We start from the raw sequence: 16,435 nt of genomic DNA on the forward strand, positions 1-16,435 counted from the left end.
GTTTCCTGCCGAGGGAACAAAAGTTTCCTGCCGAGGGAACAAAAGTTTCCTGCCGAGGGAACAAAAGTTTCCTGCCGAGGGAACTTTTCTTTTATACCCTTTCTTCATGCTCTCGCCGGCAACATCTGAAAACCATAGACGAAGCAATAAAAAACCAACCTCATCGGCCGATACAATAAATCACAAAGAACCAGACTTTCTATTGTGTAATACAATTAGTTAGCCTACATTTGTATTCACTATGCTTTGAGCTTAAAGATAATATTAATTAGATAAACAATATGGAATACAGAGAGTTAGGGAAAACAGGGATGAATATCTCCAATATTAGTTTGGGGGCATCTTCTTTAGGCGGTGTTTTCCACGCCATAAAAGAAAATGCAGGCATTGAAGCAGTTTATACTGCTGTAGACAACGGTATTAACTTCATTGATGTTTCTCCTTATTATGGACATCTGAAAGCGGAGACTGTACTTGGAAAAGCGTTGAAGAACATAGAGCGCAACCGCTATTACCTCTCTACGAAAGTCGGACGTTATGGAAAAGATGGCGTCAACTCATGGGATTATTCTGCTCTGAAAGCGAAAACAAGTGTCTATGAAAGTATGGAACGATTGCATGTGGATTATATTGACCTAATCAATATTCATGATATTGAATTTGCTGATTTGGAACAAATCTGTAATGAAACTCTTCCGGCTTTAGTGGAATTACGCAAGGAAGGAATAGTAAAACATGTGGGTATAACGAATTTAAACCTACGCCACTTCAAATATGTAATTGACCATGTACCAGCTGGAACAGTCGAAAGCGTTTTGTCTTTTTGTCATTATACGCTAAACGATGATGCTTTAGCCGACTATCTAACCTATTTCGAATCAAAAGACATTGGTGTAATCAATGCTTCTCCATACTCCATGGGATTACTGACCGAACGGGGTGTTCCTGATTGGCATCCAGCTCCGGAAGCATTAAAGCGGTTAGCAAGAAGAGCTGTTGAATATTGCAAATCGGAAGGCGTTCCAATTGAGCAAATGGCAGTAAGTTTTTCTGTGGCAAATCCTAGAATAGCAACCACTTTATTTAGTACGGCAAATCCCGAAAATGTATTAAAAACAATCCGTTATGCAACGACTCCCTTGAATGAAAGCTTGTTGGAAAAAGTTCGCAAAATATTTGAACCGGGATACCGGGATACTTGGGTAAACAGTTAAATTTGTAAGAATAAACGAATCATCAAGAATGAGAGCTATACAAATAACAGAACCTGGAAAAACCAGGCTTATTGATACCTTGAAGCCGGAATTGAAGCCCGGACACGTTTTACTAAAAATCGGTTATGTAGGTTTTTGCGGCTCGGATTTGAATACTTTCCGGGGATTAAATCCATTGGTAAAACTTCCGATAATACTCGGACACGAGATTGGTGCCACAATAGAAGCGGTAGCGGAAGACGTACCGTCTTCCCTGCAACCGGGTATGCATGCAACAGTAAATCCTTATACCAGTTGCGGGCATTGTCCGGCATGTGAAAATAGAAGATACAATGCTTGTGAATCTAATCAAACATTCGGTGTGCAACGTGATGGAGCCATGTCGGAATATTTACTTGTCCCCTGGGAGAAAATCATCGCCGACAATGCTATTTCAGTACGTGATTTTGCGTTAGTGGAGCCGATGAGCGTCGGTTTTCACGCTGTAGACCGCGCAACCGTGACCGATTCGGACACAGTTATGATAATAGGTTGTGGAATGATTGGTATCGGAGCAATTGTTCGTGCGGTTATTCGGGGAGCTAAAGTGATTGCAGTAGATGTAGATGATAAAAAACTGACTTTAGCTCGACGGCTCGGGGTACATTATACTATAAATTCATCCAAAGAGAATGTTCATGAGAAAGTTCGGGAGATTACACACAAACGTGGCTCCGATGTTATCATAGAAGCGGTTGGCCGTCCAGACACTTACCTGGCAGCTATCTCAGAGGTCTCTTTTACGGGAAGGGTCGTTTATATCGGTTATGCCAAAACGCAAGTTCTTTTCGATACACAATATTTTGTAAAAAAAGAGTTGGATATCAGAGGATCACGTAATGCCATGCCATGTGACTTTAAGGCTGTAATGGAATATATGAAACGCGGAGACAGCCTCGTTGAAGAATTTATTACAGCAGTCTATCCACCGGAAAAAGTACAAGAGGCTTTAGATAAATGGTCGGATGACCCGGGTAAAGTATTTCGAATCCTAATACATTTCTAAGCTATGCAATATTCTATAATCGATGCTCACGCCCACCTTTGGCTGTATCAAGATGCAGAAGTAGAAGGGAAAAAAATCCGGAGCCTGGAGAACGGAAAGTCCGAATTTATGGGAGAAATACGGCAAATGCTTCCCCCCTTCATGATTGACGGGAGAAATACGGCTGAAATATTTCTTGCCAACATGGATTACGCGCAAGTATCGGCTGCCATTATCACACAGGAGTATATTGACGGAATGCAAAACGACTATCTGCTTGAAGTACAGAATAAATATCCGAATCGCTTTCTTTGCTGTGGTATGGTTGATGCACGTAAGCCATCTTTTTTCTCGCATGCGGAGGAACTGATAAGACAAGGATTCAGGGCTATAAAAATTCCGGCCCAACGATTGGTTACCGATACAAGCCGAATATTGCTTACTTGCGATGAAATGATGAAAATGTTCCGACTCATGGAAGAAAAAGATATCCTTTTATCTATAGATTTGGCAAAAGGCGTGGAACAGGTGAGTGAAATGAATGAAATCATTTCCGAATATCCCTCATTACGAATTGCCATCGGGCATTTTGGAATGGTAACTTGTAAAGACTGGCTGGAACAAATAAAATTGGCACGGCATAAAAATGTGATGATAGAATCGGGTGGTATCGTATGGCTTTTCAATAAAGAATTCTATCCGTTTTCAGGCGCAGTTCGAGCTATTAAGGAAGCGGCAGAGCTTGTTGGTATAGAAAAACTGATGTGGGGCTCTGATTATCCACGTACAATCGTTGCCATAACTTATCGAATGTCGTATGATTTCATAATCAAATCAAACATTCTGTCTGAAGAAGAGAAAGTGCTGTTTTTAGGAAAAAACGCGGAAGCATTTTATAGGTTAAAAAATTTATCAGTTCCTTCCTATATCAAAAATATGTCGGAAGATTAATGTCTAAAGAATGAATAACACAATGGAATATTTGAATAGAAAAACAGCACAAAATACACATCTGTACCCGGAACGTATCATCCAGTTCGGTGAAGGTAATTTTCTTCGTGCATTTGCGGATTGGATTATCCAGAAAATGAATGAAAAGGTTGGTTTTAATAGCAGTGTAGTGATAGTTCAACCTATTGCACAAGGGATGGTCGATATGTTGAATACGCAGGACTGTCTGTATCATGTCAACCTACAGGGATTGGACAAGGGGGAAAAAGTAAACAGTCTTACCCGAATCGATGTGATAAGCCGAGCTTTAAATCCTTATACGGATTTCGAAACTTTTATAAAATTGGCAGAACTACCGGATATACGCTTTGTCATCTCCAATACGACAGAAGCAGGTATTGCATTCGATTCGTCCTGTAAACCGGAAGATACGCCTGCATCCTCCTATCCGGGCAAACTGACTCAATTACTTTACCACCGTTACAAAACGTTCAACGGTGATAAGAGCAAAGGATTGATTATCTTCCCATGTGAACTAATATTCCTGAATGGGCATAAACTGAAAGAAATCATCTATCAATATATCGAATTGTGGCAGTTAGGCGATGATTTCAAGACTTGGTTTACTGATGCCTGTGGTGTCTATGCAACATTAGTTGACCGGATTGTTCCCGGATTCCCGCGAAAAGAAATTGAAGCGATTAAAGAGAGGTTACAATATAATGATAACTTGGTTGTCCAAGCTGAAATATTCCATTTATGGGTAATTGAGGCTCCGGAATCGGTTGCCCGTGAGTTTCCGGCAGATAAAGCAGGGCTGAATGTTTTGTTCGTACCAAGTGAAGAGCCTTACCATCAGCGGAAAGTGACTTTATTAAATGGTCCCCATACGGTTCTGTCCCCTGTGAGCTGGCTTTCCGGAGTAAATATTGTACGGGACGCCTGTCAACATGAAATATTGGGAAAATACATTTATAAAGTGATGTTTGAAGAGCTATTGGAAACACTGAATCTCCCCAAAGAGGAACTAACTCGGTTCGGCAAAGATGTAATGGAACGTTTCAGCAATCCATTTGTCGACCATTCGGTTATTTCCATCATGCTGAATTCATTTCCCAAATATAAAACACGCGATTTGCCGGGATTAAAAATATATTTACAGCGGAAAGGTGAATTACCGAAAGGTCTTGTTCTGGGGCTAGCTGCGATTATCACTTATTATAAAGGAGAGACACGTGCCGATGGTTCTAAAGCCGAACCGAATGATTCTACCGAAAATCTTCAACTTCTACAAAGACTCTGGGCCACCGGCTCGACGCAGAAAGTTGCGGAAGGAGTATTGGCTGCTTCCTCTATCTGGGAAGAAGACTTAAACCAAATTCCAGGATTGACGGAAATGGTGAAAAACTTTCTAGATGCTATTCAGGAAAAAGGAATGCTGGATGTTGTTAAAGAAATTTGTTGATGCGAACTTATATACAAATAAATCCCGTCGATAACGTCGCTGTTGCCGTGCAAGATTTGCACGGCGGTACATCTTTGGAATTTGGCGATAAAGTCATTACAATCCGGCAAGATATTCCGGCAGGCCATAAAATAGCTTTGCAGGATTTTGAGAAAGGAAACGATATTATTAAATATGGCGCACCTATCGGGCATGCCCGTGAAGCGATTGCCATCGGAAGTTGGGTGAATGAAAAAAATATCAAAACAAATCTGGAAGGATTACAAAAATACGAATTTAATCCGCATCCTATTACTGAACAACCATCCCGAAAGTCGCTTACCTTCAAAGGGTATCGCCGTAAGAACGGGTCTGTAGGAATTCGGAACGAAATCTGGGTCATTCCAACTGTCGGTTGTGTAAACGGCATTGTCCAACGGTTGGCAGACAAATTGCGACAGGAGACACAAGCCATTAATATTGATGCAATCGTTGCTTTTCCCCATAATTACGGTTGCTCCCAACTGGGTGACGATCACGAGAATACCCGGAAAATTTTACGGAATATGGTCTTGCATCCGAATGCAGGCGCAGTTCTTGTGGTTGGCTTAGGTTGTGAAAATAACCAGATTAGTGCTTTTCGAGAGCTACTAGGGGAATATGATACGGAACGCATTCGTTTCATGGAAACACAAAAGGTATCCGACGAACTGGAAACGGGAATGGAATTTTTACGGGAACTATACACAATCGCTTCACTGGATAAACGGACGGAAGTCCCTCTAAGTGAATTGAATATTGGGTTAAAGTGTGGCGGTTCGGATGGTTTCTCCGGTATTACAGCCAATCCATTGTTAGGTTTTTTTTCCGATTTTCTGGTGGCACAGGGAGGAACGACTGTCCTAACAGAAGTACCGGAAATGTTCGGTGCAGAGACAATCTTGATGAACCGGAGCAAGTCGAAAACTGTTTTTGACAAAACAGTGCATCTAATCAATGATTTCAAGTCCTATTTTTTAGAAAACAAGCAACCGATTTATGAGAACCCTTCCCCCGGCAATAAAGCGGGAGGCATTTCTACTTTGGAAGAAAAATCGCTGGGCTGTACGCAAAAAGCAGGAACTTCGGCTGTACGAGATGTGCTGTTTTACGGTGAAAGATTGACATCGAAAGGGTTGAACTTATTGTGTGCGCCTGGGAACGACTTGATAGCCAGTACAGCCTTGGCTGCTTCTTGTTGCCATATTGTATTGTTCACGACAGGACGTGGTACACCATTCGGGACCTTTGTACCTACGTTGAAAATATCGAGTAACACCCCTCTCTATTTGAAAAAGCCCAATTGGATAGATTTCAATGCCGGAACTATGATTGAAGATGAAAGTCTTGAAAACATTCAGAAAAATTTCATCGATTATATCATTTCCGTAGCAAATGGCAAACGGGTAAACAACGAAAAGAATAGCTACCGTGAGATTGCTATATTTAAAACAGGAGTAACTTTATAACAATCATAACCCATGCAAGGACGAACACACAATTAAAATAATAGTATGATAAGTTGCAAAACTCTATTTCGGATAAAAATCAAAAAGCCGGTCCCTTGTAAAAGACCGGCTCATTTATTATTAATTATCTCTGTAATTTCTATTTGCCGGAAGAATAGTTCTTATTCAACAAAGCCAACAGCTCAGCTGTAATATCATAAGCAGGATTTGCCAACAGAATATTATCTCCCATTGTATTACTGAATATGATTTGATAGCCTTTATCTTTATTGAAAATAGTCAGCTGAGCAACGATAGTATCACGAAGTTGTTCGTTCAATTTCATTTGTTCAAGAGATAGCTCCTGCTCCATTTTAGCAGCACGCTCTCTCAAATCCTGTTCTTTCTTCCCCAAACGATTTCTTTCTTGTGTAACTCTTTCTGTTGTCAAAAATGCATTATTTTCTAATTTACGCTGAAAATCCTGAGCTTCACTATTCAGGTTATTCATTTCTTGATTGATACTTGCGCGATAATCTTCCTGCTTTTTTACAATTATTTCGTTCAAATCTTTCGCATAATTGTAATTCTGTAACAAAGAATCCACATTGACGTATGCGATTGGAAATAAACTTGTTGAATCTTCTGCCGCGAAAGATGTTGCGACAGACGCTTCTTTTTTTCCGGAAAACTGCATAACAAACAAGATTACGACAGCAACCGCCAGTACACCATTAATTACGTAGTTAATGTTCTTCATAAAGTGTAAATTAAATCTTTATTTATTTTTATTTTTCTATTTCGTTCAGTCTGTCATATAGATTTCTCTGCATACTATCTCTTCTTGCCTGTGTCTTGGCACAATATATTCCTTTCTTTCTTAGTGCGGCATTACCTTCGATATGTGTATTCGGAAACATCCCGCCTTTCTTCAAAAGGATTTTCACACTCAGTAATACTACACAAATAACAAGAATTATGACCGTAAGCAATAACGTTGTAAGCATTTTCTATATATTTGTGGACGCAAATATAAGAGTTTAAGTGATTAGAAAGTATGTTTTTGGTATTTAATTGTACTTTTTTTCATACATTACTCGGTATATTGTGGTATTATTAACTATAGAGCCATCTCTATAATATATTGTAACATTATGAAGATTACTGATTTAAAACCTGAAATCGTCTGGAAGTTCTTCCACCAGGTAACACAAGTTCCTCGTCCTTCGAAGAAGGAAGGTAAAATGATTGAATTCCTCGAATCTTTTGCCAAAGAGTACAAAATAGCTATCAAAAAGGATGCCGTCGGAAATATCCTGATGTCGAAACCTGCCACTCCCGGCAAAGAAAATTTACCGGTTGTCGTTCTGCAATCGCACATGGATATGGTCTGTGAGAAAAATAACGGTACTGTCCATGATTTCGATACCGACCCGATTGAAACAATTGTAGATGGGGATTGGCTACGTGCCAACGGGACAACACTAGGGGCCGACAATGGTATAGGAGTTGCCGCCGAACTGGCTATCCTGGCATCCAACGATATTGAACACGGACCGATAGAATGCCTATTTACCGTCGATGAAGAAACAGGATTGACCGGAGCCAAAGCTATCCAAAAAGGATTCATGACCGGAGATATTCTATTGAACCTCGACAGCGAAGACGAAGGTGAAATTTTTATGGGCTGTGCTGGAGGCAAAGATACACAAGCCGTATTCCATTATGAACCGGTACAAACTAATCCAGGCATGCAATATTTCGTCATCGATGTAAAAGGGTTGAACGGTGGCCATTCCGGTGGAGAAATACACAAAGGGCTGGGCAATGCCAATAAAATATTGATTCGCTTTTTGTACCTGTTGAACGAGAATGTAGATTTTACACTTTGCTCCATCAACGGCGGAAATCTTAGAAATGCCATTGCACGTGAAGCACAAGCTGTTATCGGTCTGCAACCGGAAAATAAAGAAACGGTTCGTATCTTGCTGAATCATTATGCTGCCGATATCGAAAACGAACTTAAACAAGTAGATCCGAATGTCCGGATTTCTATGGAGTCGACCGAATGTCCGAAAACATGTATCTGCAACGCCTGGAAAGAAAAAATAATCTGGGCTATACATGCTTGTCCGCACGGCGTAATCGGTATGAGCCACGATATCGAAGGGCTGGTGGAAACATCGACCAATCTGGCATCCGTAAAAATGGGTCCGGATAATACAATTATTGTCGGTACAAGCCAGCGCAGTTCTATCGAATCTTGTAAAAACATGATTGCCAACCAAGTAGCCTCCGTATTCAAGCTGGCAGGCGCAGTAGTTACACATGGCGACGGCTATCCGGGATGGGCTCCAAACCCGAACTCTAAGATTTTGAAGGTCGCACAAGAAACCTATAAACGTTTATTTAACAAAGAGGCTAAAATTATGGCAATTCATGCCGGATTGGAGTGCGGTTTATTCCTCGAAAAATATCCAAATCTGGATATGATTTCTTTCGGACCGACACTTCGTGACGTACATTCACCCAATGAACGCATACAAATTGATACAGTTGGTTTGTGGTGGTCTCATTTACTCGAACTATTAAAGAGCATCCCCGCAAAATAAAACGATAATTTATCCGTTATAAAAAGAGGATTAACATTTTCAAGGTGTTTCTCCTCTTTTTTTATGTTAATGCCTGAAAACTTATTTATAATTAAATTGTTTATAGATTATTAAACAAGAACACAAAGGCATTTTTATTAATATTTGAATAAAATGAAAAGATTAGCTGCACCGTTACTCATACTACTCACAATGGCATTCAACTTGTTGTCATGCAACGAATTGGACGAAAACTACTCGACCAATCCCAACCATCGTCTGAGTTTTTCGGCCGATACGCTTTCTTTCGATACCGTATTCACGACTATCGGTTCCGCAACCAAAGAATTTATGATATACAATCAGAACAACCAGCCTTTATTAATTAGCGAAATCATGCTGGCCAGCGGAGAAGCAACCGGTTTTCGTATAAATGTAGACGGGCGGAAAGGTGATTATTTTCAGGATATCAGAATACAGGCAAAAGATAGTTTATATGTATTTGTGGAAGTAACGGTCAATCCGAATCAGGAAAATCAACCGTTACTGGTTGACGATTCCGTTCTTTTCACGACAAATGGCATCAAACAATCCGTCAGGCTGGAGGCCTACGGGCAAAATGTCCATTTATACAAAGGCGGACTCGTTCTGGAAAAAGACACACATTTCGCAGCAGATTTACCTTATCTGATTTATGACAGTCTGACAATTGCTAAAGGTACAACGCTTGATATTGCTCCCGGGGCCATTCTATATATGCACGATAAAGCAAAAATAATCAATGACGGAACAATCGTGGCCAAAGGTACACGCGAAAAATCTATTCAATTCCGTGGAGACCGCTTGGACTTCATCCTGAACGACATACTGCCTTATGACCGGACACCCGGACAATGGGGAGGCATTTTCTTTCGAGCCGAAAGCTTCGACAACGTAATGGATAATGTGATTATCAAAAACGGGACCAATGGATTGACTTTCGAAGAATCATCGCCGGAACAATCCAAGTTGAAAATCAATAATTCGCAAATCACCAATATGAGCCAGAACCTGTTCTTCGCACTCAATTGCAATATTGAAGTAATCAATACGGAATTGAGCAATGCCGGAGGGAGTGTTGTTATGCTGATAGGAGGAGAATACAATTTCATCCATTGTACATTGGCTAATTATATCACATTGGCTAAAAGAACTCTTCCGTGTCTCACTCTATCGAATAATGCAAACAACATTAATTATCCCATGAATGCGACATTCGAAAACTGTATGATTGACGGAAGTTTCGCTTCCGGTAAGAAAGAAGAGAAATACAAAGGGGAAATGAATCTCTCTATTTCCGACGGTACGACTTTCGACTATATTTTCAATCATTGTGTCATCAAATCGAAAGGTGACAATAATACGCAGTTCACCAACGTGATATTTACAGACGTCAGTCCGTCATACCGGCTGAAAGGAGGCGAAAAAAATAAATATGAATTTGATTTCCGTCCGGACTCGTTAACCTCATTAGGAGTGGGCAAGGCTGATTTATTCGTTACTCAAAAATATCCGATAGACCGTTACGGTATAAACCGTTTGACTAATGACGGACCGGATATAGGAGCTTACGAGTTTGTTCCGAAAGAAGACGAAGAAAAAAACAACTAATAAACTATGCTGAAAATCTTAACTATGACATTTTTCTTACTTCTGGCATCTCTTTCGCTTCCGGCCCAGCAGTTGTTCAGGGTAATGAGCTACAATGTGGAAAATCTTTTCGACACAGAAGATAATCCGGATAAAGCGGACGAGGAATTTCTACCTTCAGGCAACCGGCATTGGACAAAAGGACGTTATTATCATAAACTACAACAAATAGCCCGCGTAATCAGTGCTGCCGGGGAATGGGATACTCCCGCTCTGGTCGGCCTTTGCGAAGTAGAAAACGATTCTGTCATGTTTCACCTACTTCATCGTACACCTCTCAAACAACAACATTACCGGTATTGCATGACACATGGTGAAGATACGCGCGGTATCAATGTCGCACTACTTTACCAACGGGATAAATTTCGATATATTGGCCAAAAGGAGTATCCGGTTCGTTTTAGCAGGGAAAAACATAAACATACCCGGAATATTCTACATGTATGGGGAGAAGTCATCAGTGGCAATCTATTAGATGTATTTGTTTGCCATTTTCCTTCTCGTTACGGAGGTGAAAAAGAAAGTGAAAACGACCGCTTCGATGCCGCCCGCACTCTACGGATTTTATGTGATTCATTACAGAAAATTCGTATTTTTCCGCAAATCCTGATTATGGGTGATTTTAATGATACACCCGAAAATGAAAGTATCCGCCGGATATTATCTGCCGTTCCACTCTCCGAGCAGGACAATTCCTCTTCTTCCGCACTCTATAATCTTTTTGCGGACCCGCACATTTTAAATCATCACGGAAGCCATAAATATCAAGGAGAATGGAGCCAATTGGATCAAATCATTGTTTCAGGTAATCTAGTGGACAAAGCAACCTCCATGCACATCAAAACCGGAAGTATCCGGATATTTGCACCCGATTTCCTCTTTACAAACGACAAAACCTGGCGCGGGAAACGTACCTTACGTACTTTTTATGGTTTTAAATATGAGGGAGGATATAGCGATCATCTCCCACTTATTGTCGACTTTTTTGTATCTTTGTCGCATTAACATTCGACAAGACATGCGATTACATACTTTCATAATAGGCCTTTGCCTGCTTGCCAGTAATGGATACCACTCCATCTGCGCCCAACAACTCCGTCAGCCCCTTGATATTCCTATTTTATTGAGCGGGAATTTCGGGGAGTTAAGGAGCAATCATTTTCATTCAGGTATAGATTTCAAAACTCAAGGAGCAGAAGGGAAAGCCGTTCATGCGGTCCAGGATGGCTATGTTTCGCGCATATCCGTCAGTCCGTGGGGATATGGAAACGGACTTTATCTGACCCATCCGGACGGCACTACCACCGTATACGGTCATCTTCAGAGATACGCACCCAAAATTGCAGATTATGTCAAAGCCCGGCAATATGAGCAAGAGAGTTTCAATGTAAACTTGGTACTCACACCGGAGCTGATACCGGTTAAACGCGGTGAAATAGTAGCTTATAGCGGAAACACCGGTGGCTCTGCCGGACCACATCTCCATTTTGAAGTACGCGACACAGAAAATGAAGAAGTTTTAGATCCCCTCGATTTCTTTAAAGAAAAAATAACGGATACGCAGCCTCCTAAAATTCAAGGGGTTTTGATTTTCCCGATAGAAGGGAAAGGGGTCGTAAACGGTAGTAATCGGAAACTTGAACTCAAGCCTGTCACGGCTAAAAACGGGAAACAGACCCTAACCGGGAAAATCGAAGCCTGGGGAGATATCGGACTTGCGGTAAAAGCGTACGATTATATGGATAATACGACCAATTTTTACGGAATAAGAGACATCACACTTCGCTTGGATAGCCAGATTATCTATCACAGCAACCTGAATCGTTTTGCGTTTAGCGAAAGTCGTTTTTTAAATAGCTATACCGATTATGAAGAATGGAAAAAACACCGCTCCTTCTATATGCGTAGCTTTGTAGAACCCGGCAACCGTCTTCGTTTCATAGAGAGCTTCAAGCGGGGTATTATCCATATCGACGAGCAGAAAACATACCATCTGACTTATAGCCTGTCGGATGCATTCGGCAACACAACCCAACTATCCGTCTGGATAGACGGTAAAGAACAACCTGTCCCGGAACCGGATAGGGAAGGACGGGGATTATTTCACTGGGGAAGTGATAACCGCTTCGGAGCCAAAGGCATCCGGCTCACAATTCCGAAAGGTAATTTATATAATGACTTCTATTTTCATTACACCGTTAAAGAAGATAGCACAGCATTGGCTGCCACTCATATTCTGCATGATTCCCCTCTCCCTTTTCACAATACAGCTCGACTCTCATTGCGTTTGCAAACAGATACGTTGGCAGACAAAAAACAGTATGGCATCGTCCGCTATCAAAACGGGCATCCTTCTTGGATAGGCGGTTCTTACCGAAACGGTTGGATTGATGCCGACATCCGTGAATTAGGAGAATACTCTATCGGCCAAGATACAAAAGCACCGACTATCACCCCTATTCAGGCAAACACATGGATAAGCAAACAGGCATTCGTATTCCAACTATCCGACAATCTTAGCGGCGTACAGACCTATAGGGGAGAAATAGACGGGCAATATGTTCTTTTCGAAATGAATAACCGCTCCGTCATCACTTATAAATTTGATAAAGAGCGTCTCCAGCGAGGAGAACACGAACTAAGACTGGTTGTGACAGACACAGCCGGAAACCAATCGGAATATACACAATCTTTTGTCTGGTAAGGAAACGCTGTCTTTTATTCAAAAATAAGTACCGGACATTTGCATTAGACGATTTATTCGTATATTTGTTTCCTTCAAAATAAAAGAATAAACAACATTAGCAAGACATAAGCTCATGGAGAATAAAGATCTGTTAGAAATGGTAAGAAGCAAAGCACAAAGCTGGCTTACAAAAAGTTATGACGCTGAAACACGTGCACAAGTACAGGCTCTTCTGGATAATGAAGATCCGACGGAACTCATCGAATCATTCTATAAAGACCTGGAATTCGGCACAGGTGGCTTAAGGGGTATCATGGGAGTAGGTTCGAATCGTATGAACATTTATACGGTCGGTGCAGCCACACAAGGATTATCCAATTACCTGAAAAAGGAATTTGCAGACCTGAATGAAATCAAAGTGGTTATCGGTCACGACTGCCGTAACAACAGCCGCAAATTTGCTGAAATCTCTGCCGATATCTTCTCAGCCAACGGGATTAAAGTCTATCTGTTCGAAGACCTTCGTCCGACACCGGAAATGTCGTACACAATCCGCAAGTTGGGATGCCAGAGCGGTATTATCCTGACTGCTTCGCACAATCCAAAAGAATACAACGGCTACAAAGCTTATTGGGACGATGGTGCACAAATGATTGCCCCACACGATAAGAACACAATTGCCGAAGTAAATAAGATTCGAAATGCCAGTGAAATCAAATTCAAAGGAAATCAGGAACTGATTGAAATAATCGGGCAGGAAATAGACAAACAATATATCAACGACCTGACAAAGATTTCATTATCTCCGGAAGCAATTTCCCGCCATCACGACATGAAAATCGTATACACGCCTATTCACGGGACAGGTGTTCGTCTAATCCCTGCTACTTTGAAGGCATTTGGATTCACAAACATTATCCATGTTCCCGAACAGGATGTCGTAAGCGGTGATTTTCCGACAGTAGTATCTCCGAATCCGGAAGAACCGGCAGCGTTGGCATTGGCTGTTGAAAAAGCAAAAGAGACGGATGCCGAACTGGTTCTTGCTTCCGACCCAGATGCCGACCGTGTTGGCGCCGCCGTTAAAAATAACGAAGGGGAATGGGTATTGCTCAACGGCAACCAAACAGCCTTGATGTTCGTTTATTACCTGATTACACGTTGGAAAGAACTGGGTAAAATAAACGGAAAAGAATACATCGTAAAGACAATTGTCACAACCGAACTCATCCGTACAATCGCCGAGAAGAATGGAGTTGAAGTATACGACGTATACACCGGCTTTAAATGGATTGCCGACGTGATGAAGAAAAACGAAGGCAAGAAAAATTATATAGGCGGCGGCGAAGAAAGTTACGGTTTCCTATGCGAAGATTTTGTACGCGACAAAGACGCAGTTTCAGCTTGTGCTATTCTAGCGGAAATTGCTGCTTGGGCAAAGGACCAGGGCATAACCATGTATCAATTGTTACAAAAAATTTATGTCCAGTACGGTTTCTCAAAAGAAAAAGGCATCTCCGTTGTGAAAAAAGGCAAGAGCGGTGCTGAGGAAATCGAAGCGATGATGAAACAATTCCGCGAAAATCCGTTGAAGGAAATCGCCGGTTCACGAGTTACCCTATTCTATGATTACGCTTCTTTGAAGGGGTATGATTATACCGACAACGAAACATTGTCGCTGGATATGCCGACAACTTCCAATGTATTACAATATTTTACGGAAGATAATACAAAAGTGTCTATCCGTCCTTCCGGTACGGAACCGAAAATCAAATTCTACTGCGAAGTCCATTCAAAAGTGAACAGCGTAGACGAACTACCCGAAGCTGAAAAAGTGGCAACGGAAAAAATCGAAGCAATTAAAGCATCGTTGGGTATTTGATTTTCAAACATAAACGATTTTAATTATTTGAAAAGCCGGAATGACTCGTCTGAACAGATGAACATTCCGGCTTTTTGACTTAAAACTAATATCAGATGAGAACAACAGTCTTACTAATCATGCTCCTGGCTGGGAATTTATTGACCGACGTTTATGCCAATTCCCCCAAAACTGTCCCGGCGGACAAAAACGAATTTACGGTACACAGAGGATTGAACATTGCCCATTGGCTATCTCAAAGCGAGGCCCGCGGACAAGAACGGGCGAATTATTTTACAGAAAAAGATATAAAATTTCTAGCAGATGCCGGATACGACCATTTGCGCATTCCAATCGATGAAGAACAAATGTTTTCCAAAGACGGGAAACCGGACCCGGAAGCATTCAAGCTTTTACACAATGGACTCAAATGGTGTGCCAAATATAACCTTAAAGCGATTATAGACCTTCATATCTTGCGTTCTCATCATTTTAATGAAAAAGTCAAACCACTTTTCACTGATGCCGCCGCCCAAGAACGTTTTTACGAATGTTGGAGATTACTCAGCAAAGAATTGAAAAAATATCCAAACAACATGGTCGCTTACGAGTTAATGAATGAACCGGTTGCCGACGATGCTGAAACTTGGAACATGATTGCCAACAAATGCGCAGCTGTCGTACGAAAATCGGAACCTAACCGTACAATCGTAATCGGCTCAAATCGATGGCAAGGATATGAAACAATAAAAGATTTGCGTGTCCCGGAAAACGACAAACATATCCTAATCAGTTTCCACTATTATTTACCTTTCCTACTCACCCATTATCGCGCTTTATGGACTGAGAATAAAGAATATACAGGTCCGGTACATTATCCGGGAATCGTCATTCATCCGGAAGACCTGCAACAACAACCGGAAGCCGTTGCCAAAAAATTCAAATGGTATACAACTCAAACATTCAACAAAGAGGTCATGAAGTCCCATTTCCAGCAAGTACTCGATCACGCCAACCAACTGGGGTTACGTGTTTATTGCGGAGAATATGCTTGTTTGGAAACCGCTCCGGACGCAGACAGAATACGCTGGTATCAAGATATTTGCTCAGCGTTCGAAGAAATGGGTATCGCCCATGCGACTTGGGATTACAAAGAAGGTTTCGGTATTTTCAAAGACGGGAAACCTTACTGGGAATTAATCGAAATACAGACAAACAAACCACACAAATAACGACAGACCGGATATATACATCGAAAATGTATCTTACAAATAAAGAAACCGCCGCATGCTTTATCGAAAAGGCATACGGCGGTTTCTTTATTTTCACCCAAGCAAATTTACTTTCAATTATTGATGAAAGTAAAAACGATAATTGTTGTTTTCAAGAAAGACAATTATCGTTTTTGAATTCAATATATATTGAAAGTAAAATCGCAAGGTTAAACCAGGGCAAACGCATTAGAAACAATCTGAAACTGAATATGTT

The 16,435-nt window shown here is 41.1% G+C and carries 14 protein-coding genes; 12 read left to right on the plus strand and 2 right to left on the minus strand.

The genetic code is table 11. The features are described from left to right. Positions 1–281: 281 nt before the first annotated feature. From DW103_RS15600 to DW103_RS15620, 5 genes are read left to right on the plus strand one after another with little or no spacing between them, the layout of a single operon-like run. Positions 282–1,214: an aldo/keto reductase gene (locus DW103_RS15600; RefSeq protein WP_122277801.1), complete on the plus strand. Its 933-nt coding sequence runs from the start codon at positions 282–284 to the stop codon at positions 1,212–1,214. Between the two features lie 28 nt (positions 1,215–1,242). Beyond that, entirely contained in the window at positions 1,243–2,259 is a 1,017-nt protein-coding gene (locus DW103_RS15605) for a zinc-binding alcohol dehydrogenase family protein (protein WP_122277803.1), read from the plus strand. A 3-nt stretch (positions 2,260–2,262) separates the two neighbouring features. Continuing rightward, a complete protein-coding gene (locus DW103_RS15610) occupies positions 2,263–3,189 on the plus strand; it encodes an amidohydrolase (protein WP_122277805.1) in 927 nt (308 codons plus the stop codon). A gap of 22 nt (positions 3,190–3,211) precedes the next feature. Beyond that, on the plus strand, positions 3,212–4,654 hold the full coding sequence (locus DW103_RS15615; protein ID WP_122277825.1) for a tagaturonate reductase: 1,443 nt from the start codon (positions 3,212–3,214) through the stop codon (positions 4,652–4,654). Beyond that, on the plus strand, positions 4,654–6,141 hold the full coding sequence (locus DW103_RS15620) for a UxaA family hydrolase (RefSeq protein ID WP_122277807.1): 1,488 nt from the start codon (positions 4,654–4,656) through the stop codon (positions 6,139–6,141). Before DW103_RS15615 ends, DW103_RS15620 begins: the two co-directional genes overlap by 1 nt. 139 nt (positions 6,142–6,280) lie before the next feature. On the opposite strand, the gene DW103_RS15625 is transcribed toward DW103_RS15620, so the two are convergent. After that, entirely contained in the window at positions 6,281–6,880 is a 600-nt protein-coding gene (locus DW103_RS15625) for an OmpH family outer membrane protein (RefSeq protein ID WP_122277809.1), read from the minus strand. Between the two features lie 28 nt (positions 6,881–6,908). Further along, positions 6,909–7,127: a hypothetical protein gene (locus DW103_RS15630; RefSeq protein WP_122277811.1), complete on the minus strand. Its 219-nt coding sequence runs from the start codon at positions 7,125–7,127 to the stop codon at positions 6,909–6,911. Between the two features lie 147 nt (positions 7,128–7,274). Between DW103_RS15630 and DW103_RS15635 the strand changes: the two genes are divergently transcribed. From DW103_RS15635 to DW103_RS18505, 7 genes are all read left to right on the plus strand, one after another. Next, positions 7,275–8,732: an aminoacyl-histidine dipeptidase gene (locus DW103_RS15635; protein WP_122277813.1), complete on the plus strand. Its 1,458-nt coding sequence runs from the start codon at positions 7,275–7,277 to the stop codon at positions 8,730–8,732. A gap of 153 nt (positions 8,733–8,885) precedes the next feature. After that, entirely contained in the window at positions 8,886–10,361 is a 1,476-nt protein-coding gene (locus DW103_RS15640) for a hypothetical protein (RefSeq protein ID WP_122277815.1), read from the plus strand. Positions 10,362–10,367: 6 nt separating this feature from the next. Then, positions 10,368–11,405, plus strand: a complete 1,038-nt coding sequence (locus DW103_RS15645) for an endonuclease/exonuclease/phosphatase family protein (protein ID WP_122277817.1) — start codon at positions 10,368–10,370, stop codon at positions 11,403–11,405. A gap of 13 nt (positions 11,406–11,418) precedes the next feature. Then, positions 11,419–13,104, plus strand: a complete 1,686-nt coding sequence (locus DW103_RS15650; protein WP_122277819.1) for a M23 family metallopeptidase — start codon at positions 11,419–11,421, stop codon at positions 13,102–13,104. Positions 13,105–13,219: 115 nt separating this feature from the next. Next, entirely contained in the window at positions 13,220–14,968 is a 1,749-nt protein-coding gene (locus DW103_RS15655) for a phospho-sugar mutase (protein ID WP_122277821.1), read from the plus strand. Between the two features lie 95 nt (positions 14,969–15,063). Next, positions 15,064–16,179, plus strand: coding sequence for a glycoside hydrolase family 5 protein (locus DW103_RS15660; protein WP_233545714.1), 1,116 nt, complete (start codon positions 15,064–15,066; stop codon positions 16,177–16,179). A gap of 26 nt (positions 16,180–16,205) precedes the next feature. Then, positions 16,206–16,435, plus strand: a 230-nt coding sequence (locus DW103_RS18505) for a hypothetical protein (protein ID WP_233545715.1), incomplete at its 3' end; no start/stop codon positions are given.

It is taken from the genome of Parabacteroides sp. AM08-6, assembly GCF_003473295.1.
Classification (GTDB): domain Bacteria; phylum Bacteroidota; class Bacteroidia; order Bacteroidales; family Tannerellaceae; genus Parabacteroides.

Excerpts from the sequence above, each read along its gene's own strand:
- DW103_RS15605 (WP_122277803.1), top strand. The coding sequence starts at position 1,243 with ATGAGAGCTATACAAATAACAGAACCTGGAAAAACCAGGCTTATTGAT.
- DW103_RS15625 (WP_122277809.1), bottom strand. The coding sequence starts at position 6,880 with ATGAAGAACATTAACTACGTAATTAATGGTGTACTGGCGGTTGCTGTC.
- DW103_RS15600 (WP_122277801.1), top strand. The coding sequence starts at position 282 with ATGGAATACAGAGAGTTAGGGAAAACAGGGATGAATATCTCCAATATT.
- DW103_RS15610 (WP_122277805.1), top strand. The coding sequence starts at position 2,263 with ATGCAATATTCTATAATCGATGCTCACGCCCACCTTTGGCTGTATCAA.
- DW103_RS15615 (WP_122277825.1), top strand. The coding sequence starts at position 3,212 with ATGGAATATTTGAATAGAAAAACAGCACAAAATACACATCTGTACCCG.
- DW103_RS15635 (WP_122277813.1), top strand. The coding sequence starts at position 7,275 with ATGAAGATTACTGATTTAAAACCTGAAATCGTCTGGAAGTTCTTCCAC.
- DW103_RS15630 (WP_122277811.1), bottom strand. The coding sequence starts at position 7,127 with ATGCTTACAACGTTATTGCTTACGGTCATAATTCTTGTTATTTGTGTA.
- DW103_RS15645 (WP_122277817.1), top strand. The coding sequence starts at position 10,368 with ATGCTGAAAATCTTAACTATGACATTTTTCTTACTTCTGGCATCTCTT.
- DW103_RS15655 (WP_122277821.1), top strand. The coding sequence starts at position 13,220 with ATGGAGAATAAAGATCTGTTAGAAATGGTAAGAAGCAAAGCACAAAGC.
- DW103_RS15640 (WP_122277815.1), top strand. The coding sequence starts at position 8,886 with ATGAAAAGATTAGCTGCACCGTTACTCATACTACTCACAATGGCATTC.
- DW103_RS15650 (WP_122277819.1), top strand. The coding sequence starts at position 11,419 with ATGCGATTACATACTTTCATAATAGGCCTTTGCCTGCTTGCCAGTAAT.
- DW103_RS15660 (WP_233545714.1), top strand. The coding sequence starts at position 15,064 with ATGAGAACAACAGTCTTACTAATCATGCTCCTGGCTGGGAATTTATTG.
- DW103_RS15620 (WP_122277807.1), top strand. The coding sequence starts at position 4,654 with ATGCGAACTTATATACAAATAAATCCCGTCGATAACGTCGCTGTTGCC.